Origin of the sequence: Pseudomonas sp. WS 5021, assembly GCF_012985535.1 — a bacterium.
GTDB lineage: Bacteria > Pseudomonadota > Gammaproteobacteria > Pseudomonadales > Pseudomonadaceae > Aquipseudomonas.
Genome location: NZ_JAAQWP010000003.1, coordinates 159,186 through 185,586 on the forward strand (window position 1 = coordinate 159,186; position 26,401 = coordinate 185,586).

19 protein-coding genes and 1 pseudogene are annotated in these 26,401 nt (G+C 52.5%); 13 read left to right on the forward strand and 7 right to left on the reverse strand.

Annotated elements, in window-relative coordinates:
* Positions 1-117: 117 nt before the first annotated feature.
* Together HBO19_RS10685 and HBO19_RS10690 are read right to left on the reverse strand one after the other, a co-directional pair.
* Positions 118-4,464, reverse strand: coding sequence for a hypothetical protein (locus tag HBO19_RS10685; RefSeq protein WP_170057484.1), 4,347 nt, complete (start codon positions 4,462-4,464; stop codon positions 118-120).
* Positions 4,465-5,073: 609 nt separating this feature from the next.
* Complete coding sequence (locus HBO19_RS10690; RefSeq protein WP_222934690.1) at positions 5,074-5,742, reverse strand: hypothetical protein; 669 nt, start codon at positions 5,740-5,742, stop codon at positions 5,074-5,076.
* Positions 5,743-6,194: 452 nt separating this feature from the next.
* On the opposite strand from HBO19_RS10690, the gene HBO19_RS10695 reads away from it, so the two are divergent.
* On the forward strand, positions 6,195-8,090 hold the full coding sequence (locus tag HBO19_RS10695; protein ID WP_170057485.1) for an AAA family ATPase: 1,896 nt from the start codon (positions 6,195-6,197) through the stop codon (positions 8,088-8,090).
* A complete protein-coding gene (locus HBO19_RS10700; protein ID WP_170057486.1) occupies positions 8,087-9,805 on the forward strand; it encodes an ATP-dependent helicase in 1,719 nt (572 codons plus the stop codon). Before HBO19_RS10695 ends, HBO19_RS10700 begins: the two co-directional genes overlap by 4 nt.
* 340 nt (positions 9,806-10,145) lie before the next feature.
* Here the strand turns inward: HBO19_RS10700 and HBO19_RS10705 are convergent.
* Positions 10,146-10,274 (reverse strand): annotated as a pseudogene (locus tag HBO19_RS10705) (IS630 family transposase); the annotation flags it as partial.
* Positions 10,275-10,497: 223 nt separating this feature from the next.
* On the opposite strand from HBO19_RS10705, the gene HBO19_RS10710 reads away from it, so the two are divergent.
* The 5 genes from HBO19_RS10710 to HBO19_RS10730 all read left to right on the forward strand — a co-directional run bounded on the left by HBO19_RS10710 (position 10,498) and on the right by HBO19_RS10730 (position 16,028).
* Entirely contained in the window at positions 10,498-11,352 is an 855-nt protein-coding gene (locus HBO19_RS10710) for a hypothetical protein (RefSeq protein WP_170057487.1), read from the forward strand.
* Between the two features lie 567 nt (positions 11,353-11,919).
* Positions 11,920-12,807 (forward strand): reverse transcriptase family protein, encoded by an 888-nt coding sequence (locus HBO19_RS10715; RefSeq protein ID WP_170057488.1) that lies wholly within the window; start codon positions 11,920-11,922, stop codon positions 12,805-12,807.
* A 900-nt stretch (positions 12,808-13,707) separates the two neighbouring features.
* A complete protein-coding gene (locus tag HBO19_RS10720) occupies positions 13,708-14,013 on the forward strand; it encodes a hypothetical protein (RefSeq protein WP_129449910.1) in 306 nt (101 codons plus the stop codon).
* Positions 14,014-14,073: 60 nt separating this feature from the next.
* Entirely contained in the window at positions 14,074-15,567 is a 1,494-nt protein-coding gene (locus tag HBO19_RS10725; protein WP_170057489.1) for a hypothetical protein, read from the forward strand.
* A gap of 224 nt (positions 15,568-15,791) precedes the next feature.
* Positions 15,792-16,028, forward strand: a complete 237-nt coding sequence (locus HBO19_RS10730; protein ID WP_170057490.1) for a hypothetical protein — start codon at positions 15,792-15,794, stop codon at positions 16,026-16,028.
* 1,041 nt (positions 16,029-17,069) lie between these two features.
* Here HBO19_RS10730 and HBO19_RS10735 read toward each other — a convergent pair.
* Together HBO19_RS10735 and HBO19_RS10740 are read right to left on the reverse strand one after the other, a co-directional pair.
* A complete protein-coding gene (locus tag HBO19_RS10735; RefSeq protein ID WP_262376956.1) occupies positions 17,070-18,035 on the reverse strand; it encodes a DMT family transporter in 966 nt (321 codons plus the stop codon).
* Positions 18,032-19,240: a tetratricopeptide repeat protein gene (locus HBO19_RS10740; protein WP_169954060.1), complete on the reverse strand. Its 1,209-nt coding sequence runs from the start codon at positions 19,238-19,240 to the stop codon at positions 18,032-18,034. The genes HBO19_RS10735 and HBO19_RS10740 overlap by 4 nt, the downstream gene beginning before the upstream one ends.
* A 119-nt stretch (positions 19,241-19,359) precedes the next feature.
* Between HBO19_RS10740 and HBO19_RS10745 the strand changes: the two genes are divergently transcribed.
* Entirely contained in the window at positions 19,360-20,262 is a 903-nt protein-coding gene (locus HBO19_RS10745; RefSeq protein WP_170057491.1) for a LysR family transcriptional regulator, read from the forward strand.
* 281 nt (positions 20,263-20,543) lie between these two features.
* On the opposite strand, the gene HBO19_RS10750 is transcribed toward HBO19_RS10745, so the two are convergent.
* Both HBO19_RS10750 and HBO19_RS10755 read right to left on the reverse strand, forming a co-directional pair.
* The gene (locus tag HBO19_RS10750) at positions 20,544-21,506 is read right to left on the reverse strand and encodes a bifunctional GNAT family N-acetyltransferase/nucleoside diphosphate kinase regulator (RefSeq protein ID WP_170057492.1); all 963 of its coding nucleotides are present in this window, start codon (positions 21,504-21,506) and stop codon (positions 20,544-20,546) included.
* Between the two features lie 26 nt (positions 21,507-21,532).
* Positions 21,533-21,730: a hypothetical protein gene (locus tag HBO19_RS10755; protein ID WP_170057493.1), complete on the reverse strand. Its 198-nt coding sequence runs from the start codon at positions 21,728-21,730 to the stop codon at positions 21,533-21,535.
* Positions 21,731-22,226: 496 nt separating this feature from the next.
* Between HBO19_RS10755 and HBO19_RS10760 the strand changes: the two genes are divergently transcribed.
* From HBO19_RS10760 to HBO19_RS10780, 5 genes are read left to right on the forward strand one after another with little or no spacing between them, the layout of a single operon-like run.
* Positions 22,227-23,252: a glycosyltransferase gene (locus tag HBO19_RS10760; protein WP_169954057.1), complete on the forward strand. Its 1,026-nt coding sequence runs from the start codon at positions 22,227-22,229 to the stop codon at positions 23,250-23,252.
* Positions 23,252-24,400 carry an FAD-dependent oxidoreductase gene (locus HBO19_RS10765; protein WP_169954056.1) on the forward strand — a complete coding sequence of 383 codons (1,149 nt, stop codon included), beginning with the start codon at positions 23,252-23,254 and terminating at the stop codon, positions 24,398-24,400. Before HBO19_RS10760 ends, HBO19_RS10765 begins: the two co-directional genes overlap by 1 nt.
* A 25-nt stretch (positions 24,401-24,425) precedes the next feature.
* Positions 24,426-25,211: an NAD(P)-dependent oxidoreductase gene (locus HBO19_RS10770; protein WP_169954055.1), complete on the forward strand. Its 786-nt coding sequence runs from the start codon at positions 24,426-24,428 to the stop codon at positions 25,209-25,211.
* Entirely contained in the window at positions 25,208-26,041 is an 834-nt protein-coding gene (locus HBO19_RS10775; protein WP_169954054.1) for a TIM barrel protein, read from the forward strand. The genes HBO19_RS10770 and HBO19_RS10775 overlap by 4 nt, the downstream gene beginning before the upstream one ends.
* A 2-nt stretch (positions 26,042-26,043) precedes the next feature.
* A complete protein-coding gene (locus HBO19_RS10780) occupies positions 26,044-26,400 on the forward strand; it encodes an SMR family transporter (protein ID WP_057440644.1) in 357 nt (118 codons plus the stop codon).
* Position 26,401 lies beyond the last annotated feature (1 nt).

Below are 26,401 nucleotides of genomic sequence, written 5' to 3' on the forward strand. Positions count from 1 at the left end.
AAAATGTGCGTTGAACACTCAGAAAACATTAACCGAAAATGGCCGCGCAACCACTATTTTGGGGTTTTCCGCTTCGGCCCCATGAGGTATGCGTAGACGCTCGAGGTTTTCTCACAGCTATTTGCCGGGTTTTGCCCTACGCTGGAGTGATGCTGTCTTCGCATCCACGCCTCGTTTAGTGAGATCAATCCCAATGACCCTAATGCCATTTACGTTAGGAAATTGGTGAGCGAAGCCCACCCAGGCGTTCTGAAGAGCTTCCGCGAGCTTGTCAAAGGGCAGCCGTTGCTTGTTGGGTAGTGCCGTCCAGGACTTTCTGGATCGGGTACCTTGATACACTAGAAGAAAGACACCGTAACTCGAACGTCGATCACGCATGTAGTCGCCACAAAGTTGATTTTCCAAGCGTTCTTGTAGCTGCGCACCTGACCAGTTGTCAGCAAGTTTGAGCTCCACAGGTATCTGACCGTCGAACATGTGCCCGTGGATTCGCAGGTCAGCCCTTTTCGCGTCTGAAAATTCCTCTTCTTGAGGGGCAGAGTAGCGATTTCGAGCGTGGTCTCTTAGCCACCCGCCTATGTAATTTCGGATTTCGGTTTCTTGACTTGATTTTTGAAGAATGGTCGCATTACTTGTGTCGCTCTCTTCAAGATCATGTTTCAGGTCGAGCAATCGATCGACCGCCAGCTCCCACAGCTCTCGATCATTGTGTGGGGTTCGTTCCAGGCCGTTGTGGAATTCCAATAGCTGTGCTGATGACCATGGAACGGAGTCAGCATCAAGTGTCGCCTTGTCCTTAGCCTGTCTTGCGACCCACTGTTGGGCACTCGGCACTGGGTGACTTTGTGAAATGTGCATCAGGGCGAGGAAGGCGTCTTTGCCAGGTGTCTCTCTGATGAAAGAAAGTAAAGCGTTGCGAGCGTCCTGAGCGGCGTCTCTTTCCCCAGGTGAATAAACCCCTGAGTTCGCACGATTAATGTCTTCTTCCTCTCTGATGTAACACTGCATGAGCAGGAACAGGTCGCTCATGATCGGGACAGTTCTGAATCTTTGGCGCGCGCAGTGTTTCTCAAACCTGCCTCCGACGAGAGTGGTGATAAAGGTAATCGAAAAGCTCGTTTGCTCCTGCGCCGAGGTCATTGCGGCTAAGTGGGCCGAAACAGCTGCCAGGCCCGGACGCGGCGCTACTCCTACCCACGTTGCAAACCACACAGCTGCATATACGCTTTCAGTACTTGCCTGAGCTTTTCGCGCAGCCAGCGAGGCCAGCTCAGAATCACCGAGCGGCGATCCCTGGGCAATGCTTAGCAGCTGCCTGAGCTGAGAGATGTTGCGGTCTTTCTTGCGCATGTAAGGAATGATCAAAGATGCTAAAGCGGGCCACAGCCATTCTCCGCTCCAGCTCACGTCGTACAAGACGTAACTATTTTCTGCTCCTTCGACCGGCGTGGTGAGCTCATAATCAATCTCGTTCAACACGATCTCGATTACCGAATTGGGATGAGATTCAAAAAGCGAGGGCAGCCAGCTCGGAAAGCCATTCAATTCATGCATGGCGTAGCGCGTAGCCAACTTCGCTTCGTCGTCCGAGAGGCCCAACATGGACTGTGGTTGCTGTGATTCAATCAACAAACCAATCAGCCCCAATATAACCGTGTAAGGGATACTGTTTGGGGGGGCTCCTTCGGAGCGTAATTGAGGCGTGTAGTGCCTCCAAAAATTGATTGCGCCATCCCGGAATGCTAGGGCGACGTCCATGCCATATCCAGGTATCAGGCTTTCCCAGTTGGCGTCGCTCCAGTGGGTATGGGTATTCGAGTTTTGTCGCATTTGATCCAACAGATAGAGCTGCGCATTTGTAATCTGTCCGAGAACAGGCGGGCTGCGTAGCGACTCTGTGTTTGATCTCAGTCTGTTTTTCCAGTCGGTCGCCTGCACTTCGCGCCGACTCTTTTCCGTCGCAGCCTTTTTCTTCCATGCCGACTCTTGCTGAAGGAATTTCGCCATTTCATCTTCGGGGGGATTCAAGTAGTTATTGAGCATTGCTTCGAGGGCTGGATCCCCCGCTGTAACGCGCTGCAGATCCTTGAGCCAAGCCCGAGGTCTATCCGCGGCCAGATAAAGAGTCCACGCCGCAGAAAGCCCTACAAGTCGATCGTGTGGCAGAGGGCGAGAAACTATGTCGTCACAGAGGGTGAAAAACCCGATTGCTTGCAAGCTCCACAAACAGCCGAAAATACCCACTTGATGAAAGTTCACAAGGCCATCGTTACGGCCGTTCACGTCCCGAATACGACATTCGCGAACATCGTGCCAAAACAACGCATGGTTAAGCGCCGGCCAATCGGCGATGTCGCTTCGAAGCGACTGTACCAGCGGCTGGATATCGTGTTCGTTTGACTTGTCCGCTACTGGGATCATTCTGAGGAGAGAAAGCATCTCGGTCTCCAGGCATAGCTCGGCACGCGCCAGCACTACCTGAGAAATCGCACTGGCAGCCGGTTGGATCAGCCATTCATAGCGTATTGAAATTTGTGCTAGGTAAGTATCATCAATTGGAGGTGTTTTCATTAACGCGTAGTAGCCTCCAGCTAGGGCTCCAACTAGGTGAGAAGGCCATCTCTTTACATGGCTCACCAGCACGCGACTAAGGCTGTCTGGGTGGTATCGCTCCTCGGGTGCGGCACGTTCGGCGGCTGACAAGAGCCATGTCACGGAAGGTTCGGTTGCTGGTAGCCCACCGATCAGTTCTGCGAGCCAAGTGCGATCCAGCTCTGGAGCCTCTTCGAGAAATCTGTTGCGGACCACCTCCAACTCAAGCTTCGCGTCCAGCGCTTCCAGTGCGGAGATCGCGGCCAGTCGAGTTTGCTTGTCCCGAGATTCACACGCGAAGGTCTTGGCCTGGGCCAAACATCCTGCAACTTCCCCCTGCCAGACCATCATCAGGAGAAACCAACTAACTGTCTCATGGTCGCGATATTGTTCGAGCAACGCATTTATCTCGTCGGCGAGATCTGCGCTGGCGAATCTTCGTGCCGACATCGAGTCAATCAATGAGCGACTGCCCGAGTCAGAGACGAGCTCGGCACATACTTGCCGCAAGATTTCGATCCTGACGTCTTTGTGTAGCAGGCTAGGATCCCCGCCTTCGAACACAACTTCCGGAGCTACGCGGCGCACCCGCTCAAGGATTCGGGTATCCATGACAGCGAGCCAGCTCAGTACTGGCCGCATCGTTGGAATGATCACTTCAATGTCGTACTGACTACGGAAGAAAAGACTTTCGATCCGTAGTCGCGAGGCATTATTCATGATCAGTTTATGCAGCCATTCTGCTGTCAAATACTCTCTTACGGATCGGTGGTGAAAGCGTACCGCTCCGTAAATACCTGGTTCGAAGATGGGCCTGCTCAGCAGCGTTTTGACGTCTTTGGACGTCCAGTCTGGCAGAACGTCAGCGGCCTGGATTCCTTTGATTTGAATCTCTATGTCTGGCAGGACGATGGACGAGCATTGTCCCAAGGTAGCGGCAGCTGCTAGCAGGCGAGCCCCTTTTCTCAATTGATCAGGCGTTATCGGAAGTAGGTCATCGCGGTTTGAGTCATGCTCTTTCAGCCTACGGTCGATGCTATTTTGCATCAGCTCGGAGCTTGACCCAATGCGCCCGTACGCTTTCCAAAACTCAATAAGCTCTGTCAGATCAATGGGCCGGGTAGTCAGCCTCCACGCTTCCTTTCGTGCCACAGCGTCTTTGAATGCCTTAATGTTGTTGACGTTTTTTGCCTGCAAAAACTGGTCAATCTGGTCATCGTGCAGATCGTCTAGAGCAACTATCTTGAAAACACTCGAAGAGCCCAGCGAGCCGCTGTGGAGCTTTGTTGCTGATTCGCCGGGTTCGCCAACACTTGTGCTTTCTTCAGGAGCTTGCTGAGCCAGCGGGGAAGGGAACAGCGTTTCACAGAGAATTAGGTCTGTTTTCACACGCCATGCTGTTGCACGGCCAGTGATGACAATGTGAACTGTCGGAAGAACGGTTTTGAGCTGTTTTGAAATTGCCTTTATGGCGCGCTCAAAATCTCGCGGGTCGTGCAGCTTTGCCTCATCTACTGAGTCGAGGAACAGCCAGCCTTGCTTTCCGCTCTTAACCCAGTCGATAAACTCTTCATAACATCCTTCGTCGAATGCCTCCTCAATCTGCGGACGAATATTTTCTATGCGCATGAAGAAAGCATGTTTGCCCTCAGCACGAAGGGACTTGGTGATGTGACGGATTTCAGCGGTTTTCCCTGATCCTGCTTCGGATAGCAAAATCACTCGGTGCTCGTTCAGCAGTTCTGACCAGCGAAGTTTTCCCGTACCAGAAAACCAGTGAGAAATGTCCGACTCGTCAGAGTCTTTGGCTTTCACCTCAATCTCATGAAAAGTGCGAGCAATGGGGATGTGTTCATCTGCGAGTCCGCTCATGGAAAAACCTGCTTCGTCCGTTGAATTTTGGCGATAAGCGCCAAGAGTGGTCTAGCCGTAGAGCATGCACGAATCGCGAGAAACTGCGTAGCGGGACGCTAGAGGAAGTATTGGAGCCCTCTCGTATCACTTTCTCTCAAACAGCCATCCTCGTTGGCAACAGGGGATGAGGGGTGAGTATCAGCTGTGGCTCTTGTTACGACCAATAGGGTACAACCACGAGCCAGATACTGACATCCAACCAGTGTTCGTTAATCTATGAAAATTCAAAGGCCTTCTCCACGCCGTGAAAAGATAAAAGGGGTGCTAGACTCGTTGCGAGGTCTAGTCCCCCTAACCTTGCACCACCACAGCCCTGACCAGTCAAGACTCGACCCTCAGCTGGTCCAGGGCTTTATTTTTGAGGGCGCCGAGGTGGGTGGATTGGCACTCGGCGCCCGCGACTCTTCTCCTTAGTAACTGCATTTTCGGCCTCCTCTAGGTTGTATCGATCAGCTAAGCGTTGCACCACCACATCCCTGACCAGTCAGATTCGACCCTCAGTTAGTCCAGGACTTTATTTTTGAGGGCGCCGAGGTGGGTGATTAGCACTTAGCGCCCCGCTCTCTCCTACGCATTAGCATTCGTCCTCCTGGTCCGCTTTGGTTTGGTTGGTGGAGCGGGGGCCGGCTCGTCCAATACGGAGGGGCTCGATGCCTGCTTAGCAACTTCAGCAGCCACCCTTTCCGCTTCTTTGAGCGCAGCCCAATAGGCATGGAGCGCTTCTATGTCGCCATAGGCACCGATCTCAGGAAGTCGCTCGATGAAGCGGCTATAAAGGCCATCCTGAACCTTGCCGTGGCCGCGCATCCACTCGACCGCAGCGTTAGGATTAGTGAGCATCACGTAATGAAATTCACCGGATGCGCCAGGCTTGGTCATGATGAAGTTTAGCTCCCGGAGCTTCTTCATCCGGCGACGCCAGGTGTCCACGGCCCGTTCCCCGAGAAACCCGGCTTCAGCCGCAAACGTGCTGGGGTTCTCGATCGTTATGACCGGATGATCGGGCATACGCGCCCATAGACAAAACAGCACGTGCCCGGCAGGCTGCCCCTTCGAGTCGGCGTCAATAATCTGCATGGCAATGGGCAGGGTTCGTGGAATCGTGCTAAAGCCGTCGTGGGTTTTTCGCGTCCATTTCAACGCATCGGGAATGTTGGGAAAGTGGACCAGCATCAGTTGCTGGGCACGTTCTGCCATCGTTAAGCGGCGTTTTGCTGACTGTTTTGCGTTGGCCATTGTGCAGCCCTTATCCGTTTTCTGTTGAGTCCAGTTTCAAGGCATCTGTTGACGATGGCAAACCGTCATTACACGCTCATATCGCGCATTTCTATGCACGTGAATGAACGTTACAGACCACTCAAATTCCTGATATGAGGCTAGTTCAGATAATCGAGTTGCGCGATATCGCGCATAAAATATTTATAACCTTATGAATTTCATGTTTTTATTTTTGATTTTCGGTGCTCAGTTGTGCTGATTGTACTCGGCGTACTCAGTGTGCTCGCCGTGCTGCTGGGTGTAGGGTGTGGGAAGAGGGGCATGGCTAGGTGGGGGTGGCATCCTTTTTTCGTACCTTAGGGCACGATCGCCTTCATCTATATCGGACCTTGGAAGTCGTAGAGAGGAAGCCCTATTGCGCACTTCAGCTCATATAGGCTCTTATCCGCACAACACGGATGGAGACTTTCATGTACCTCGCTGAGCTGACTATTAAGAATTTCCGCAAGCTACGTGACGCCAAGCTGAAATTTCAGCCTGGGTTGAATGTGCTGGTTGGTCCAAACAATGTTGGCAAAAGCGCTGTAGTGGATGCGCTTCGGACCCTTCTCGCCGGTCATGACGAACCGTATCCCCGCCTTGATATCGCCGACCGGCATCGTCCGCTTGAGGGCGAGCCGGGTGGTGACATTTCCTTCCATTTTGTCTTTCGTGATTTAAGCCACGATGATGAAGCGGACTTTATCGCTGCGCTCAAGCCCGCTGCTGATGAGACCATGGACGCCCATATCCACGTCCGATATACCGACGCAGATCAGACAGGACGCTTCAGGGTCAAGCGTTGGTGTGGCGATCATCAAGATGTGGCGCTTACCTCAGACATGATGGAAAACCTTAGGGGCGTTTATCTCCAACCCCTACGAGATGCCGCTCAGGGACTTCGACCCAGCCGCAACAGCCAGCTGGCACACCTGCTTCACTTGCTCACGGATGAACCTGGCCGTGACGCGATTAACCAAGCATTGAAGGAACTGGACGAAAAGCTCCAACAGACCGAAGCGATCCAGAACACCCATACCGCGATTTCGTCCCGACACGGTCTTATGATGGGCGATCAATTGGCACAGACACTCGCTGTTGGGCTTAGCGCGACGGACTTTCAGCGGTTATCTGCTCGGCTCTCCCTCACGGCTCAAGCAATGGACATTGAGCAGAATGGCCTGGGTTTCAACAACCTGATTTTCATGGCGGTAGTGCTAAGCGAGCTGGCCAAGAATCCGGACGCCGCGTATCGCAGCTTGATTGTTGAAGAGCCGGAAGCCCATTTGCATCCTCAGCTGCAGCGCGTGTTGTTGCGCTACCTCGCAGGCGTGCCAACGAGCGAAGGTGAAAAGGCGGTGCAGCTGTTTGTCACCAGTCACTCCCCCAATTTTGCCAGCAACTCCAAGCTCGAATCCCTGGTGTGTTTGGTTGAGAACGATGCCGGCGTAGAGACCTTCTTCCCGCGCGATATCAAGTTTGGTAAGGGAAAACGCGAAAAGCTGGAACGCTATCTGGACGTGACCCGAGCCGAACTTTTTTTTGCTCGTCGGGTAATATTCGTGGAAGGCGCCGCCGAGCTCATGCTCGTCGATGCTCTGGCCACGCTCATGGGGCTAGACCTGCGAGAGTTCGGGGTCAGCCTGATCAGTGTCGAAGGACTCAATTTCGATTCTTTCCTACCTTTGTTCGGTGAAAACGGACTTCGGATCCCGGTTGCTGTCGTAACCGACGCCGATCCTTTCGAGGAGGAAGAGGCCAACGAGCTTGCGGAAGGTGCGCTGGATGCAGCTGACATCGAAGACATTCTTGCCGAGGCTGCGTATCTCGAAGAAACGGATGCCCCTGTCGCCGATGGTCCTGACGCGGATGATCCGTTAGCTGAGCCTGCCAAGAAAAAGAAGAAGCTAAAACGGAAAGAAGTCTACCCGTCGCTTGGAGACGAAGTGAGGCTATCGAGCAACACCGTCAAGATGAAGGAATCGGACGACGCTTTCGTCAAAGTGTTCCACGGTTTGAAAACGCTGGAATACGACCTTGCATTGCTTGAGGCGAACCGCGACTCGATGCTCAAGGCCTTGGCTGACCCTCATCCGATCATTTCTGCAGCGCTACGCAAGATCGTCGATGCTCAGCCAGACAACACTGCGAAGGCAAAGGCGCTGTTTTGTGGCATGTTCGAGCGTAAGGCGAGTAGCGGTAATCTGCAAAAGGGGCGGTTTGCCCAGGCTTTGGCTGAACAGATTGCCTGCACGCCAAAGTGCGAAGTACCTGACTATCTCCGCAAAGCGATTGAACATGTCTGTCAGGGAGCGATCAAGCCATGAAGCTCTCCGATGAGCAGAAGGAAATAATCAATGCGCCTCTTGGACCTATCGCTGTTACAGCCTGCGCCGGTAGCGGCAAGACGTCCACGGCGATCAGGCGGCTGATTGCCGTCCGGCAAAAAATGGAAAATAGTCGGGGTCGGGTTGTACTTTTGTCGTTCTCGAATGTTGCGGTCAATACCTTCAACAAAGGCTACGCCCAGCTCGCTTCAGACCTTCCAGATGATGCCAACCGCAAACGCGTGGAAGTGGACACGCTAGACGGCTTCTTCACCCAGCATGTGCTGCGTCCCCACGCTTATCGAACAATGTCCTCAGACCAAGCTGCGTACCTTGTATCCGGTACCGAGCCGTTCCTAGCAAACTTTAAATACTGGCCTGAGGAAGGACGTCCGACCCACATCAAGGACGTCAAAGTGGGGCTGGAGCATGGGAACTTCTACTTCTTTACCGGCACCCTCGATGATTTGGTGAAGCTCGATACCGCTAAGGCATTAGATGCGATCAGGCGTCTGGGCCGCATTGGGGCCTACACGCACGAGCTTGGCCGGTATTGGGTGTACCGTACGTTGATCGGGCAACCAGCAGTCTTGCGAGCGCTTGCCGCACGCTACCCGCAGATTTTGGTCGATGAGTCCCAGGATCTGGGCACCTTGCATCAGGCTATTTTGGAATTGCTCATCAAGGCTGGAGTTCAAGTCTCGCTCATAGGTGACGTAAACCAGGGCATTTACGGCTTCGCAGGAGCTGACGGTTCATTCCTGAGCACCTATTACAATCGTGCGGGGGTGAATGACTACAAGCTCTCGCGCAATTATCGTTCACTGCCTCCAATCATCAGCATCGCTAATTCACTCTGTGGCCGCGAGGATGAGGCCGATCGGGAGCCTGGAAACGGGGGGGCGTACTTCGTCGGATACAAGGACTCCGAGCTTCCTAAGCTTTTTGAATCGTTCAAAGCGCAAATTGATGACTTGGGCATGCAATATCAAGATGCGGTGATCCTCAGCCGGGGGACTGACCGGGCGGCAGTGCTATCCGGCAAAGCTGCTCCCCCAGGTCAAGGTACGGTCGCTCTTTTCACCAAAGCAGCATTGGTCCGAGACCAGCAGGGCCGCTATCAAGATTGCTTCAAGCTTGTGTGCCGAGCGGTGGAGGGTTTGATGGAGAAGCCACCGCATGGCCTCAGCACTCACCTTCAGGGTGCCCCGCAGGATGCGTGGATGTTTGGGCTTAGACGACTGCTTTGGGGTTTCATCCGCGACGCTAAGGCCGGGCTACCTTCATCTACGCTTTTGGCTAAAACCGAGTGGCATCCCCAATTACTGACCAATATCAAAAAGCTTCTCTCGACCACCGAAGGGCAATTTGGGTTGAAGGCTGCAGGCAAGCTGGGCAACAAGCTGGCTAAAACCGGGTTGTTGGATCTTCCCCTAACTGGTGCGGTAGAGGAAAAGGATCGGGCCCCCGGGATTAGAGTGGAAACCATCCACCAGGTGAAGGGCGAGTCTATCGGTGCGGTTCTGTACGTAACCAAAAAGCCGAACGTTGACGCCTTGCTTGCCGGCACCCTTACCGAGGAAGGTCGCATCGGCTATGTCGCGGTGACCAGAGCGCGGAACCTGTTCTGGCTGGCCGTGCCACATACTTGCTTGAAAGCACTTCGCCCGAATCTGATTGCCGCTGGTTTTGAAGAGTTTCCGGCCCGCAAGTAGCCAGGATCAAGCGGCATTGCTCAGATGGGCATCAAGGCACGCTTGCAGGTTCAGGGAATGTATGGAAAGGGCTGAAAAGTGAAAGGCATGTAAATGGCCCCTGGCCCCTGGTTTGCTGGGCATACCTCGAGTTTAGCTTTTTCAACAACGTATCTAGTTTTTGATAGCAGATGGCCCGTCCTGCTAGCTACGATGACTCTCAGTTAATCGTGTGATCGCGAAGGTTTTTGATTCGGCCCTTAACGAAAATGAGCGGTCGGTGATGAAAGACATCGACCTGATATCAGGTGATGTTGCACGCCCGCTTTGTGGGTCGAACTGTTATCCAGGATCACACCCTTTCATTGAGCAAACGCAGTATCCACGCCCGCTGAGCAAGGCTCTGCTCCAGCGTACTCATGCGCAGCCAACCTTGAAGCGTAAGAACGTCGGCGCGCTGCAGTGCGAAGGGAGAAATTGGACGAGGCATGCCTGGAACCATCTCGGGGCGAGGGGTGCACAGTAGATCGTTGTACGTTAGAAAATAAACTAACCGCTCACGACACTAGTATAAAGCTTTCAAAGGTGGTTCATTGTTGTTGATATCAAATTATCTTTGAATTATGCTTGATGTGAAAGACGGTAGAAGATTTTTATAGTGTGATTCTAGCGTTTCATCCTCAGGCAAATGTTTATTTTGCAAGGAGTTTTCTTTGAGCTTGGTCGCAACAAAAGTCTCAGCGGATGTATTATATGACATGTTTGAAATAGTTGAGGCTCAGACTTGGGTCAAAGCGTATTTAGATGAGTTTTCAGATCTTTGGAATATCTGTGATCATCGAAGCGAACAAGTATTTTTGAAAGAGCTGATAAAAGAATTTGTGATGCTGGACTCGATAAAAGAGCGAAATGCATACAGAGATCTCAGTGCTAAAATCACAGCTTGGGCGTTGAGTCCAGAAACCACGTGGATAGTTGCAGCCTGTAACGATATGGAAATTGATGGCTCTGTAGCAGCCATGCAAAAGCTTAAAAATAAGTTAGATCCCTATGATGATTGGCACCTTCGGATGTTACCTAGCATTCCTAGTGGGGCGAAGTCTATACAAAACGGTGACGTCGTCGTGCTTTTTGATGACTTCATTGGTAGCGGTGGTAAGCTAATTACAAAGGCAAAGTGGCTGACCAAACTTCTTTCGAAAAGAGGAGTTGTAGATTTTACCCTTTATTATATGTCTGTTGCAGGCATGCGGTTTGGATGCGATCGGATTGCGGATGAAACCGGATGCGAAGTATTTACAGCAATATCTCTAGATCGAGCTATTTCAGACAAGTATGAGCCTAAAGTGGCTGATGAATATAAGCTACTTATGCTTGGGTTGGAGCAGAAACTGCACGATAACTATAAAAATAAAAAAATAAAAGACTACAGCTTTGGGTTTTCCAAAAGTGAAGCGCTGTACTGCGTAGAAAATGATAATTGCCCTAACAATGTCTTCCCTGTGTTTTGGTGGGCAAAGTTGAAAAGCGGGGATAGCTTTAGAACCCTCTTGAGGCGGGCGGGCTGATCGATGAGCTCAAAAAGAACAGCGCTTAAAGAGTTTATTGAATTTATTTCCGATCGGAAGTGGCACGAAATTTATGATTTTCACTTTCAGTATGGCGTCTCCCCTCTGCTAATTATAGAAGTCATGGATTTTATGGTCCGTAATGATTTAATTGTTAGGGAGGGTCGAAGCGTTCGACTTTCACCAGATCTATCTAATGCTAAGATCGCGTTGCTAAACAGGCTCCGTAAAACTCAACGTCCTAGTGTGTTGGATGAGTACACTCCTAAAGCCTTGACCGGAGCACATCGTTATGTATAATGCGCCCGTTGGGGTCGGCTCTAGTAATCGAAGGTGTATCCGCCTTTATCATTCAGGCTGATTTTAGCCACGAATGAATTCAACTCTATCGCTCCACTCGCTTCGCTCGCTCCTCGATAGAGTTAAATCCATTCACTACGTGAATGAATTTAAGTGAAAAGAGCAAGCTGGTAGGGTCGGCCTTCAACACTAGTTAGGTTTTCTATGCAGATAGATTCGCACTTACATCTGCTCCTTGGTATTTCAACCGAGGAGGAGCTTTCTGTATTGTCACGTATTATAGCAAGCCCATCGAGCTTCTATAGAGAATTCAAAATTTCAAAAAAAAGTGGTGGAACTAGGACAATAAGTTCCCCATACACTTCCTTAGCGATTATACAGAGTAATATTCTGAATAATTTGTTTTTTTCTTTTGAGTCCAACTCCTCTGCCTATGCATATGTGAAAGGTAAGAGCGCGATTGACCATGCTCGTATTCATGTCAATGGTAGTGAGTTATTGAAGCTTGATATAAAAGACTTTTTTCCTAGTATTTCTAGGCAAATGGTCTTCGAAGCTCTTCAGAGAAATGGGGCTAAAGCTGATGTGTGTTTTTATACTTCACTTATTTGTATCTTGAATAATGGCCTTCCACAGGGCGCATGTACAAGTCCCGCACTTAGTAATCTAGTGTTCATCCCGATAGATGTCAGACTTGCCGGACTGGCAAATTTTTTTGGTTTAAAATATTCTCGTTATGCAGACGATCTAGCATTTTCAGGGGAGTTTATACCTAGGGATTTGGCGTCATTGGTAGGCGAGATTTTATTGGAGTATGATTTTCATCTAAATCATAAAAAAACGCAGCTAAAGTTGGCTGGTAGGAAAAAGATCGTAACGGGTATCTCAATATCTTCTGGGCAAGTTAGGGCTCCGAAATCATTTAAGAGAAAGCTCAGGGCTCAGATTTATGAGTTGGAGAAAAATATTGGTAGTCTAGCGCGGCTGCCAGATTTTGATCCGTTAATTTATGAGCGTTTAATAGGTCGAATTAATTACCTTCTCCAAATCGAACCCGAAAACAAATATGCGAAGGTGAAGAAAGCTTACCTGAGTAAATGCCATCAAGATTTTCTCGGACTTGTTGATGAGCAGATTATCAGTGCATTTGTGTAGTTTCGCTTGAGCTATAAAAATAGTATTCGACTGTTATCTGTTATATCGCGCAATTGAAATTATGCTTTAGATCGCTTTTGCTAATACTTTCAAGCTTTTAGATTCCATACCTTTTACACCTTATTTTTAAGCTATTTTTTCACCCGATAGACTGTTGCGACACCACAACCTGCCAATGTTGATATTTGATCTGCTGATGCACCTGGAAACTTTTTTAGAAGCATCTTAGTGCAATTTCTCCGGCCAGATATATCGTCGCGAGCAGCACCTCGCTTGCACTTAAACTCGGCAAGCCCCTACCTTCGCCGGCAGGGCTACTAGTTGGCCCTAGAGAAGAAATCGCTCCCGACTCTGGTAGGCTTTCTTCTCAAGTTTACACCGATGGTACGCATCCGCGTACAGGGGTGGTTAAGTGGGGAGTAGGCGATTGGAATCGTTAATTGGCACAGACGGGACTCTGGCTCGTAGGTGAGAATGATGGCGTCAGATTTGAGCTCCTCAGCCCCCGTCCAGCGGAAACCTATGCCTCAATTACGCGAGATATGCGCTGTGCTTAATACTCAGCAAACCCGGCTGTTGGCGCTGCCCCTGGATTGACCCAGCTGCCAACGCAAGACTGCACCATCTCCAAACCTGCAAAATCCAGCACAGACAGTGACTCACGAGGAGTCAGGCTGGGGCAGTGAAATCTCGGCAACTGGGTCACCTCGGCATCAACGAACAGCGAGCTGACGCCCGCTGTGGCCGAGGAAAAACTTAACGCGGCGTCCGAGATTAGTTGACCACTACAGTGGTGGGGGCCAGCGAATTGTAGCCATTGAAAAAACCTACCCTAGTTGAGAAGCGGCCTGTTCAGTACCTTTCACCTTGCGATCAACGCAATCAACCAAGAGGTGAGTCATGAAAGAAAAATTGAGTCGTGCGGCACGGGCGTCCAAGTCTGTCTACAAGGCTGGGAGTGAGCATTACCACTTCAACATGGGATGCATGGAACAGGGTGAGCCCCGCATGCTGGCTGCAATGCAGGAGGACATCCTGAAGAACCAAAAGCTTTCCTTCGAGGACGCGGCTTTTGCTGCTGCAGTTGAATTCAAGGTCATGAAACGGCTTGAGTCCGGTGAGGAGCGTTTCAAAGCGATTCGTGAGCGAGCGGCGTCAGCAAATGTCACTACCCAGGCGATTCCTGCCCCCGGTTTGTTGGCTTAAGAACCTCAATTGCCGCCTCAAGAACTAATGGGGCGGCACACTCTGATCCAGGAGACACATGTGGATTTAGAAAAGCTTCGTGAGCAGGTTCAAGAACAGCCGGAGGTTCAGCAGTGCCCGGAAGGGCCTTTTAGCCGGGCTTTTCTGCGGGGACACGCAAGGATTGGTGTACGCACCCTAGATACGATGGCATACAAATGGCCGAAGAACTCTCAATCGCTGGTCGAGCTCATCGTCAACTATCTGCTGACCGATGACGAGCGTGGCATGGTATTCCCATCGGCCTATGATATGGGGAACCGGCAGATACTTGATTCGGAAAGCACTCGTCCAGCTCGTATCTCGGAGTACTTGCAGGTGCTCTTTACCGGTCGCGCCCCAAAACCCCTGTTGAAATCTGTCAAGGATGACATCAAGCAGTGGACAGGCCATGAATTTAGGGCCTACTGGGAGTTTGATCGGAGCATTGCCACCAAGGTGCTGTGTGGTCTCTACGAATTTAGAGCGTGGAATCGTCCGACACTGACTAGCCTTCTGCAACGCCTCGAGCCCGCTAGGAGTTTTTCTTCTGAATTCAGAAGCGCCTGGCCGTTTACGTCTGATGGTGAATCCGCAAGGAAGGCCCGAGAGATCGTTGCTGTCGTCGCGGATCTCAAGGCCATGATGACGTTCCAGATGGGGAGTGACCATGATCACATGAGGCAAGTCCTGCTGGTACTGCAATGCCAGTTCGAAACCCGAAGCTTTCCTCACGTATTCAGCACCCTGAAAGGCTACCGACCGATGAAGGCTCAGGTGATCCAAGAGCTAACCACATGGCTGCCTCAAGGCAGTGCCAAAGCGGCGGGTAGGCTTGATCAGGCGCTATACATCTATCTCACGCTCCTGGAGATCGAACACAAGCTCCATGCGACCGATGCGCTGGTAGAGTTCTTGAGCACGGATAGCAGCATTCCAGTCCTTACTAATTTGGAACCAAGTGGTGAGCTGCTGTATGACGAAAATGAAATCGATGCTCATCAGATCTTCGATGGGCTCGAAAGCATTACTGGCATCCATATAGAGCGACAGGAACGGCAGTTTTACTGGAATTGCTCTAGCTTGGTGCTGGCGATGAGTCTCAGGGTGAGCGAGGAAATTTCTCTGGTGGAGCGATTTTCGGCGTTGGCAGCAGTATCAGGCACCAGGGTGCAAGAACTGGAGTATCCAATCTGGTGGAAAGGTTACAAATCGATTAGCCAGAGACCTTGGTTCTATCTCACTAGTGCAGTGGAGGCCTTGTCTGAGAGCGCTATAGACAGTGTGATTGACACTGTCCCTTATGGCTACCGAGAGTTCTGGGCACAAAGATACAGTCTGATTGTGCATCGTGCTTTGAGGGCCGAGGAGGTATGGCTTGACTGCAACTACTGCGCAAGCGAAGAAATCAGGATGGTCGTGGAAATGTTTCGTTCGATGGATGCGGATGTAGCTGTTCAACACGCCGACGCGTACATCCAGATGAAGATTGATAACAGCCGGAGGCAATCGGACAAGATTTTAGCTGACAGGTAGGTGCTCGTTGTGGGGGCACCGGCGCGACTGGCAAAGACACCTTGCGAAGGTCAGTTTGGCATCCATTGCTGCGGCAAAAGCTGCGCAATCTTACTGGCCTTATGAGTCGGCATCCAGTTTTACACGGTCCTGACGCAGGTATATATAGCGCTTCCGGGGCGACCTCGTGAACCTGATTGAGAAGGCGAAAACCCATGGATATCCCTGAGAACCAAGGAGTAGTTATGTCCGATTCACCTGAAAAAGTCACTGCGCTGCAACAGTTGGCGCAGTTGGAGCAGGAACTGAAGGAAGCCGAGGAAGCCTTGGCGCAGTGGCAAGAGTACGACTTTAACCGGAGGGACGGCAGCGGCGCCCAGGACCGTCGCCACGAAGAGCGGGGCGAGCGACTCCGCAATGCCGTATGGTCGGCGCGCCAAGCTGTTGACGCCCGGAAGCGCTATGTCGCCCAACTGCCTTGATGCAAAGGAGCAGTAATGTCCACATCAACTGAAAAAGCAGCCGCCTTGCCGAGACTTCACCGATCCAGTCTGACTCCTCGCGAATCATTGTCTGTGCTGGATTCGTGCAGTTTTTGAGGTGGGTCAGTCTTGCCACGCTATGTGGGTGGGGCAATTCGGCGTCGGCGACAACACCTGCAGGAATAGGCTGTGACGTCAGTAATGTCTGAGGACCAAGGCGTCGGCAAGTTAGGAGCGCTCAGACTCAGCCAAGGTGTTTTTTTGTCCGAATTCGTCAACTCGATGATCAACACCACTAAATACAAAGTCAGGACAGTCACGAGTCAATTCCGACTTTGACCCTTCCCCTGGCCGGAGAATCGGCCATGTTTACCATGATCCTTTTCCCAGGTGACACCCCAGTCGACAGTTCAACCCACGTCTGGTTGATGACCATCGGTCTCGTTGCCTACTTCATCCCTCGTCGATGATTCTACGACCGGCGGCCACCTGCCGCCGGTCCTCTTGAACGCGCGTGAAAGCCGTGTCGTTTCTGGTTGCGACAGTTTTAATTGTCTAGAGCATGAGGCTTAAGTCGCGATTTATACTGTTGCGACAGTTTTGCGTTTCCTCCGAAGATGGCTGGAGAGCCCGAGGAATCAGCAGCGGCTGCGACAGTTTTAATTCTCTAAATTCAAGGGTGATCGTAAACATTAAAGTCTGTCTCGCTTGGAGCCTCCGTGGGCTCCAAGCGACGATCTTCTCTCCCGCTCCTTTTGTGCCGAGTGCTCCACGTTGCGGCTCACCTTCCAGATTCAGATTTACAAAAAAAATTCGCGGAGATTGGCAAGTCGTATATTGCGGTTGATCGTGAATATCTTCATGTACAGCCTGGATATTATAGGCGTCATAGCAACTGCGCATGGGACCTTCGCAGGTTTGCTAGATAGCCTGCGTAGAAAAGGTGGATTGGTCCGAAAAACAGATGATCTAAAACGTCGTTTAGTTGATGAACCTCTGGCTGTTTCGATAATTAAAACGGTAAATAACTTACTCAGTCTATTATGGCGTACGCACGTTCTTCATCTCGCAGTTATATTGAGGGCGGGCTGGCCTATTGCAGATCATGATGCCCACTATAATCAGTGCGCCCCCCATAAATGTGGGAGCGCTGAGCTGCTCATCCAACAAAATAGCACCCAGTAACACCGCGGTCAGCGGATTGAGCGCGATGAACACTCCGGCACGTGTTGCGCCGATCTGCTCGATTCCCTTGTAATACCAGATGTATGCCAGCGCTGAGCCTATGGCGCCCAAGTACAGCAAGCTGGAAAAGTCGGCAAGGGTTAGAGCCCGCAGTGATGCCTGATTGAATTGACCAGTGACGATAGCGGTCGCCGTCAGCATCGCGGCCCCCGCGAAGATGGAGTAGGTCACCGTATGTAGGGCGCCGATTTCTTTGACTACCGACTTACCGAATACGCTGAAGGCGACCCAACTGAGTACGCAACCAAAGATCAAAAGGTCTCCGCGCCAGTCGCTTTTATCCACGATTAATGTGCCTGACGACTTATTGAGAATTACGACAGCCGCCCCTATCAGGCAAAGAAAAATGCCTGCGGTTTTCATTGCAGACATTTTTTCTCGGAAAAACACATAAGAGAAAAGAGCCATGACGGCGGGATTCAGGGCTACGATCAATGACGCGCGGGAGGCTGCTGTGTAATGTAGGCCATAAAAAAAACAGAGGTTATAAGTATAAATTCCGCAAAATCCCAATCCTACGATCTTGACTAGTTGCGACCGATCAAGCCGGACAAAGCTCTTTTTTAAAAAGAAACCTAGGAACAGTCCGAGTGTGATTCCGGCGAATATAAATCTGACACTGGCGGCTAATAGCGCGGGTGTGTCTGCGGATAGATACCGACCAGCGACAAAGGTACCTCCCCAGATCATTGCTACCAGAGAAAGCTTAAGATAGGTAAGGCTGTCTGAAGTAAGGACCAGTGGATGAGAATGGCTGGTCATGCAGGTGCCCTCTCCTCAACGATCGGTCGGGTCTTGAGTTCTATGTATTCGAGAGTCAGATCAAGGACTTCGCGTTGGGCACGGCTCCCTCCTAACAACGGCCACTGGTCTCGGCTGGTACGCAAGAGCGCCAGGCTTTCGTGATAACGCTTCAAGGTGAACAGTAGAATGCCTTTGAGCACGTCTAAGCCTGCTCGGTGCGCTTCGGGCTCGATGCCAAAGCCGTCGCTTTCGGCGATTTGCTTCTCGATGAGGAGAGTCTGATTGGTCGCAGAAAAGGCAAGCGCAGCATGGATGTTGTGAAAGTAAGAGGTTGATCCAGAGACGCTGCCGGTCCACAAAAGAGCGAGACGTTCCCAGATAGCGGCGAACTTGCTGTCTGTGGCTTTCAAACGCAGGCGCCAGAGAAAACCCACCGCATCCAGATCCTGCTTCGCGAAGGGGCTGTCCTTTAATTCATACAGTTCCTCGAATGCTTGGAGTGCCTGATCGACCTCGTTGCATCGCTCGTGGGCTATAGCCATGTGCCAATAGACGTGCATGCGCATGCCGCTATTTTCGATCCAGTCAGGCTTGCAGTCGATCAGGAAACTCGAAAGTTCCTGCCAGCGGCCCATCTCATGCAATGCGTGGGCAGTAGCATGGATGCCGTAGATGTTATGGGGAATCAGCCTAACCGCCTCAAGGCCCAGTTCAAGGGCTTCTTGGAAGCGCTGGTCTTCACACAAAACAAAAGATTTTATTGCCAGGTAGTAGGAGTACAAGGCATGAGTGTGCGGTATGTGTGGTTCGCAAAACGAAAATTCTGCCGTTAATCTAGGCGTCTTACCAGTACAGAAGTCGAGCATGTGCACAAAAAAAATTGTGATGATGTCGGAGGGGTACGCTTTCAGGTGTTGCGTAAAGAGTGTACGTGCTCGCTCATATTCAAAGTTTACCCAAGCTATAAATGCCTTATGGATCAGTAACAACTCCGGGGGTAAGTTCGATCGTTGATGCATCCGATTGAGAAACAGTTTGAACTTGTAAAGTTCTTTCATCTCGCAACTCGTGATTGCATCGAACCCTAATAGAAGGTCTTTGTACAGTTCCTGAGTCTGGGTGACCGGCATCAGATGCTCGGGTATACCTCGCAGGGACAGGAATGGGCCGTTGATTTCAGGCCACAGTGCCGAAATCCCATCAGTCTTCCATTGGGCGACCATAAAACAATCCTTGGATATAAGTTGGCGAAAAGGGCTGGCCTATCTCGTTATGCCTGTTTCATCTATGCTTACGCAAAATCATGGTCATATGAAAATGAGCGATTACTCATGGATGAAAAATGACGCTGACCCAATTGGAAATTTTTGTCGCTGTCGCAGAGCGGCGTGGCTTCACCCTCGCAGCCGCCCAACTGAAAATATCCCAATCTGCGGTTTCTCACGCAATAAGGGCTCTGGAGCAGGAGTGGGGTGTTGAACTGCTACTTCGGCATCAAGGCCAGATTGAACTGACAGACATAGGGGCGCGAATCCTTCTACGTGTGCAACCTATGCTTGGTCTGGCGGATGCAATTAGGCAGGATGCCAGCGATGCCCGCGGCATGAAACTTGGCACCCTGCGAATTGGTTCATTTGGCCCAACCTCATCCCAGCTTTTGTTGCCGCGGATTCTTACAGACTACCGCCGCCTTTACCCCAATATTGAAGTTCATGTGAGTGAGGGGCCTGATCGCCAAGTGACGGAATGGTTGTTAGACAGAGAGGTGGACGTAGGGTTTGTCACCTTACCTGAAGCCCAGTTTGATACCTGGCCTTTACTTGAGGACCAAATGGTTGCCTTGCTACCGATTGCGCACCCTCTCGCTTCAAACGAAAGAGTGACATTGGAGGACTTATGTTCTGATCCGTTTGTACTAACCGAGGCTGGTTCAGCCGAACTGGTCTCGCAGCTCTTTGCTGCTGTCAAATTGAAGCCGCGTATTCGCTACAAGACCTCTCAGTTGATGAGTACCTTGGCCGCGGTGGCTCGCGGAGATGGGGTAACGATTGTGGCTGAGTCTTCGTTGCCCGACGATAGCGAGAAGCTTTATGTGGTCAGGACACTCGATCCGGCAGTCAGGCGCCAAGTCGGAATCGCGGTGCTGGATTGCAGCGAGACTACTGCTGCAGCTCAAGCATTCATTGAGTTGGCAGAGAAGATTTACCGGAGTCGTAAGAGTGATTTGAAGGGAAATGGCTTATAAAGAGGGAGTCCCTCCGGTCATTTCAATGCTGTCGAGCGGGTTGATTTGCTGCGCGATGCCGTGCTGTAGCCCAGCCTGCCTAGCTGCGCATTACCTTATTCCAATCAATTTCGTATCCAGCATCCTGGAGCGCCCGGCTGAAGGCTTGCTTCCAACCATCGTCGTTGATCGACGTCCAGACCAATGGCACGGTCTTCAGGATTAAAAACGGTCCCGTTTGGGGCCCCTCGGGGCTCCAAACGACGTCCTTCTGTGCTTATCCCTCCTAGCAAAACACGCAATTACAGGTGGAAGTCGCCCGCGGCCTCCGGCTGGTAAAGCACTTTCCTGATCTCAATTCGGCGGGTCCGATCAGAAATTCGCCAGTCGATGGCGTCCCCCTCCTGATAGCCCAGGATGGCAGCGCCGATGTCGGAATACACGGAATGCTTCCCTGCGGTGCTGTCCGCGTCTTCAGGGTAAACCAGGGCCACTTCGATCTCTTCTTCGTCCAGTTGCAGCAAGGCCCTGGAGTTCATCGTGACGACATTGCACGCCACCTGCTGCGGTTTGACGACAATGGCTCGCTCAAGCTCATGTTCGAGTTCAACAACGGTCGGGCCTTGCTCGAGCGCGATCAGGCTCTCGAGCCTGGCCTTGTCGATTTCAGTAATGTAGATCCTGGTGGAGTCGCCAGCGGCACCTTCGCGCAAGAGCTGGAGATAGCGCCCCGCCGTCATGGAAAATGACTTCAATGCCGGCGTTTCGCTCTCAAGCACAAAGCCGCTGCGCAGAAAGGCTTTCAGCGAGCGCGCGTTGTCCGGGTGGATCTTGGCGATGAGCTTCTTGGCCCGCATGTCGAGGAAGGCCAGTTTCATGCCTTCGCGGATCGTGCGGGCACCAAGGTTTTGGCCCCACTTGTCGCTGTCTCCGATGACCAGGACTATCTCGCAATCTGAGCCGGTCTTGATTAGACGGACAAAGCCCACCGGGGCGTCATGCCGGTCATAGGCCATGAAGAATCGCCCGCCCTGGTTGAATAGATGGGTCAGGATCGGCGATTGAGTCCGATCGATGGCTTGCTCGATGGAGCGGGAGACATGACGCGAATCGCTCAGATAGCAGGTGACGCGCTCATCCTCCAACCAATCCATCAGCGTCAGCGCGTGGGCCCGAGTAATTTCAGGGCACAGCGAAATGAAAGGCTTGTTCATCTTCATCACACTTACTTGTAAAGGATGGAAGCCCGTCATGGCTTTGGCCATGACGGCTCTTTGGGCAACCGACCATGTTAAGACATAACGCGAGCAATGCCGAACAGCCTGGAGAGGTCGAGCAAATCATCTTTTGCCGAACCCTGTCCCTTGGTCCTACCCTGAGGCTCGCCGTAAGCGGCTCCATCAAGTCTTCCAGAAGTCTCGGTGAGTTGATCTTCCCCATACCCTGCGAGTGCCATGTCTTTGCGGGATGTTTTATTTGCGCTGGTCATCCCGATAAGTCCTGGTGCTTGATCTGAGATTAACTACTTACAGCTATCCTGACGGAATACCGCCGACCGACTTGAACAATAGAAATGAATAAACTTTTTAATTAATTAACTGTTTTGAAACGATGGTTTAGTGGACGGCTCATGATGTTCATTATCCCGGTTTCAAGGCTGGCATAACGCCAGTTCGGCGTCGTTGAGGCGCCTTTTTTTGTGTTATGATCCTGCGCAACTTTGGGCTGGCACCAGGTTCGATAGCGATTGTCTATTTTGCCGCGCCCCAGGTTTTCCTGGCTTGGCCGCTGTTTCGGGCGTGCTTTGAGCCAACTGCTTCAAGGAAGAGCGATTTGAACGTTTGGCAATGGCTACCCCTTCCCGGCAGTGATGACCCTGCGGCTCTGAAACTCTCGGTCAGTGGTGTGAGGTATTCCGGCTATCTATGGCGATCTCGGATAAACGACTCATCCAGTCTTTTAATTAATTTTTGCGAGAGTTGGTGATGGCTTATTTTCCCTGTTTTTTATCTGTCGTTTTTGTCGTTCGTAATCAGGGCGATAAAATAGAAAAAATACTGTCCGAAGCTGCCGAAGTCATTGCGAAAACAGTCAGCGACTATGAGCTGATCGTTGTTGATAACGCGTCCGATGATGACAGTGTCATGGTCTTGAAGGGCCTGACAAGTGAGAAGGGCCTGGCCAACTTGCAGGTCTATGCGCTGACCAAGGAAGTGGACACCGACACAGCGTCCTGGGTCGGCCTGGAAAACGCCTTGGGTGACTATGTCGCGGTCATCGATCCGCTGGTGGACGACATCAACTTCGTCCCCCAGATGCTTGATCAAGCCGTCAGCGGTGCCGATGTGGTCTTTGCCCACAACGAACAAAAGAGCACCCAGAGCCTGGCCTATCGTTGGGCCAACGCGGTGTTCCACAGCATGTACAACCGCTTCAACGGGGTTCATCTTGCCAAGGAAGCGCCTCAGTACCGCATTCTCAGCAAGCGCGTGATCAATTTCATCCTGCAACACCCCCAGCCTTCGATGACGTATCGGCATCTGCCGGCCACCGGTGGTTTTGCCCGGGCCTACCTCAAGTACAGCGCCGTGCCCCAGGCCTCCAGCCCCAAGCGGCTGGGCGACAGTATTGATCGTGGCGTGCGCTTGCTGGTTTCCACCACGCGCGCGCCTATGCGCCTGGTGACCTACCTTTCGCTGTTTGGCGCGGTTGCCAACCTGGTGTACTGCGCCTATGTGATCTCGGTGGGTATCTTCAAGGCTGATGTAGCGCCTGGCTGGATCAGTTTCTCGCTCCAGCAGTCGGGCATGTTTTTCCTGATCTCACTGGTGCTGCTGGTGCTGGGTGAATACATCCTCAACATGGCCAGCCTGTCGAATGAAGGGCCGCTTTACCATGTAGGCCAGGAGTTCACCAGCGCGCGCATGACCCGGCGCGAGAAGCTGAACATTGAAGAGGTAGCACCAGCTTCGGTCGCGCCCAAGGCTCAGCCCAGCGAACGAGTTTCCTGATGTCGAGCGCCCAAGCCAGCCAGCCTGAGCAGGATGCCGTCATCATCGGTGGGGGGTTTTACGGAGCAGCCATTGCGGTCTACCTGGCCAAGCAACGGGGCTTGAAACGGATCCTGTTGGTAGAGCGCGAGCCGGCACTGATGATGCGCGCCAGTTACAACAACCAGGCACGTGTGCATAACGGCTATCACTATCCGCGCAGCTTCACCACGGCCTATCGCAGCCGGGTCAACCTGCCCAAGTTTGTGCAGGACTGGCCGCAGGTGGTCAAGCAGGACTTTACCAAGCTGTACGCCATTGCCCGGCGCAACTCCAAGGTCACGGCCAAGCAGTTCGAGCGTTTTTGCCGGGACATCGGTGCGGACCTCAAACCCGCCGATCCAGCGCTGCGCGACTTGTTCGAACCACGTTTGATCGAAGAAGTATTCCTGGTCGAAGAATATGCGTTCGACACCACTCGCCTGGCAGCCTGGGCGGCTCGCGAGCTGGCAGAAAGCGCTGTGCAGATCCGTTACCAGACACGGGTCACTTCAATTTCCAGGGGCGCCGAGGCGCCTTTGCAGGTGGTCACCCAAACCTCCCAGGGCGAGGAAGCGCTGACGACTTGTCGCTACGTCTTCAACTGTACGTACAGTGGCCTCAATCAGTTTGCGGGTGATTTCGCGGGGGTCAGTACCGGCCTCAAGCAAGAGATCACGGAAATGGCCTTGATGCAGATGCCCGAATCCCTCGAGGGTTTGGGCGTCACGGTGATGGACGGCCCGTTCTTTTCACTGATGCCATTCCCGGCCCGTGGGCTGCATACCTTGTCCCATGTACGCTATACGCCGCACTTGCACTGGAACGATGAAAAAGGCCTCGACCCCTACGAAAAGCTACGGCTTTATGAGCGCGATACACGGGTCGATCGCATGGTCAGGGACGTCGGGCGGTATATCCCCGAAGTGCTCAAGGCCCAACACAAGGATTCGCTGTTCGAGGTCAAGACCATCCTGGTGAAGAACGAAGGGGATGATGGACGCCCGATTCTTTTCGAAAAGCACGCCGAGTTGCCAGGTTGCTTTTCCGTGCTGGGTGGCAAGATAGACAACATTTACGATGTGCTTGAAAAACTGGATACCGAGAGTTTTTCCCATCAAGGTCAATAAAACTTCAGGTTTGGAGCGGAAAAAGATGAATTCGCTTATTGGTTTCTCCGGGTTTGTCGGGGGCACGCTTCTTAAGCAGGCTTGCTTCGAGGACTTGTACCGGTCCACCAACATCGGTGAGATAGAAGGCAAATCCTTCGACCTCGTGGTCTGTGCCGGCGCCCCGGCGCAAAAATGGATTGCCAACCGCGAGCCTGAGGCGGACCGCCAGAAGATCGAAGCACTGATCGCCCATCTGAAAACCATCCAGTGCAAGACCTTCGTGCTGATCAGCACAGTGGATGTGTTCAAAAGCCCTATCGGCGTTGATGAAGACACCCCGGTCGATGAGTCCGGCCTGCATGCCTATGGCCTGCACCGTCGGCTGCTGGAAACCTTCGTTGAAAGTCATTTTCCGAATCACTTGATCGTTCGCCTGCCGGGGCTCGTCGGGCCTGGATTGCGTAAAAACGTGATTTTTGACTTCCTCAACGACAACAACCTGCAGGCGATCGATAGCCGGGGCGTGTTCCAGTTCTACCCGATGATCAACTTGTGGTACGACATCCAGACCGCACTCGAGGCGGGGCTCAAGCTGGTCCACCTGACTGCCCAGGCAGTGAGTGTCGCCGACATTTCGCAGAAGGGCTTCGGCAAGCCTTTCACCAATACCCTGGCCAATGCGGCTGCTACCTATGACATGCAGACCAAGCATGCGCAGCTGTTTGGCGGCACTGGGCGCTATCAGTACAGCGCTCGCGAAACCGTGCAGGCCGTACGGGCCTATGCGCAGTCGGAGCCGCTCAAGGCCGCATCGGGAGCACAGGCATGAGGCTGGCGATTTCCAATATCGCGTGGGAAACCACCGAGGACGAAGTCATCGCTGAACTGCTTGCGCGCTTTGCCGTGGATGCGATTGATATTGCACCGGGCAAATACTTCCCCGAGCCTGCCAAGGCCACGGACGCAGAGATTGCGCGGGTCAAGGACTGGTGGGCGCAACGTGGTATTGCATTGACCGGCATGCAGGCACTGTTGTTTGGCACGACGGGCCTGAATGTCTTCGGCTCCGTACAAAGCCAGGCGGCCTTGCTGCAACACCTGGCGGGCGTGTGCCGCATTGGCGCAGGCCTGGGTGCAACACGGATTGTATTTGGCTCGCCAAAGAACCGAGATCGCAGTGGTTTGACCGACCAGCAGGCGCAGGATGGCGCTGTGGCGTTCTTCCGGCAATTGGGCGATATCGCCCAGGCGAGCGGTGTGACGATCTGCCTGGAGCCCAACCCCACCTGCTACGGGGCGAACTTCATGACCACCAGTGCACAAACCGCAGTGGTGGTGCGGGCAATCGACCACCCGGCGATCCGCATGCAACTGGATACCGGGGCGCTTGCGATCAACGGTGAAGACCCATTCACCGTGCTTGAGGACTGTGCCGAGTTGATCGGGCATATCCACGCCAGTGAACCAGACTTGCTCCCGCTGGGTGACGGCGGTACTGACCATGAAAAAATGGCACGTGCCGTAGCCCACTACTTGCCCGGGCATGTGGTCACCATTGAGATGGTGGCGACCAAGACCGAAGCCCATGCGCAATCGATCGAGCGTGCGCTGCAGGTTGCCCGCCAGCATTACCGCGCCTGCGACGAGGTGACGGCATGAGCATCAAATGGATCATCTTGATCCTAGGTATCTTGTCGAACGCCTCCGCCAGCGTCCTGGTGAAGATGGCGATGATGCCCCCGCGCAAATTCCCTTCCTTGAGCGACCCGATGGCGGCACTCAGCAACTGGCCGTTCTGGGTCGGGCTGGTCCTGTATGGTGCTGCGTTCCTGCTTTATGCCGCAGCATTGGCCCGTTTGCCGCTGAACGTGGCACACCCGGTCCTTACGGCCGGGGCTATCGCGACGGTCGCCCTGTTTTCCCTGCTGTTTTTCCGTGAGTCCTTCCACTGGACCACGGGAGTCGGCATCGCCCTGGTTATTGCTGGCGTAGGGCTGATCACAGCTCGCGTCGTTTGAT

Bases quoted from the DNA above. Each gene is read 5' to 3' on its own strand.
- HBO19_RS10685 (WP_170057484.1), bottom strand. From the start codon at position 4,464: ATGAGCGGACTCGCAGATGAACACATCCCCATTGCTCGCACTTTTCAT.
- HBO19_RS10690 (WP_222934690.1), bottom strand. From the start codon at position 5,742: ATGGCCAACGCAAAACAGTCAGCAAAACGCCGCTTAACGATGGCAGAA.
- HBO19_RS10695 (WP_170057485.1), top strand. From the start codon at position 6,195: ATGTACCTCGCTGAGCTGACTATTAAGAATTTCCGCAAGCTACGTGAC.
- HBO19_RS10700 (WP_170057486.1), top strand. From the start codon at position 8,087: ATGAAGCTCTCCGATGAGCAGAAGGAAATAATCAATGCGCCTCTTGGA.
- HBO19_RS10720 (WP_129449910.1), top strand. From the start codon at position 13,708: ATGAAAGAAAAATTGAGTCGTGCGGCACGGGCGTCCAAGTCTGTCTAC.
- HBO19_RS10730 (WP_170057490.1), top strand. From the start codon at position 15,792: ATGTCCGATTCACCTGAAAAAGTCACTGCGCTGCAACAGTTGGCGCAG.
- HBO19_RS10735 (WP_262376956.1), bottom strand. From the start codon at position 18,035: ATGACCAGCCATTCTCATCCACTGGTCCTTACTTCAGACAGCCTTACC.
- HBO19_RS10740 (WP_169954060.1), bottom strand. From the start codon at position 19,240: ATGGTCGCCCAATGGAAGACTGATGGGATTTCGGCACTGTGGCCTGAA.
- HBO19_RS10745 (WP_170057491.1), top strand. From the start codon at position 19,360: ATGACGCTGACCCAATTGGAAATTTTTGTCGCTGTCGCAGAGCGGCGT.
- HBO19_RS10750 (WP_170057492.1), bottom strand. From the start codon at position 21,506: ATGGCCAAAGCCATGACGGGCTTCCATCCTTTACAAGTAAGTGTGATG.
- HBO19_RS10755 (WP_170057493.1), bottom strand. From the start codon at position 21,730: ATGACCAGCGCAAATAAAACATCCCGCAAAGACATGGCACTCGCAGGG.
- HBO19_RS10760 (WP_169954057.1), top strand. From the start codon at position 22,227: ATGGCTTATTTTCCCTGTTTTTTATCTGTCGTTTTTGTCGTTCGTAAT.
- HBO19_RS10765 (WP_169954056.1), top strand. From the start codon at position 23,252: ATGTCGAGCGCCCAAGCCAGCCAGCCTGAGCAGGATGCCGTCATCATC.
- HBO19_RS10770 (WP_169954055.1), top strand. From the start codon at position 24,426: ATGAATTCGCTTATTGGTTTCTCCGGGTTTGTCGGGGGCACGCTTCTT.
- HBO19_RS10775 (WP_169954054.1), top strand. From the start codon at position 25,208: ATGAGGCTGGCGATTTCCAATATCGCGTGGGAAACCACCGAGGACGAA.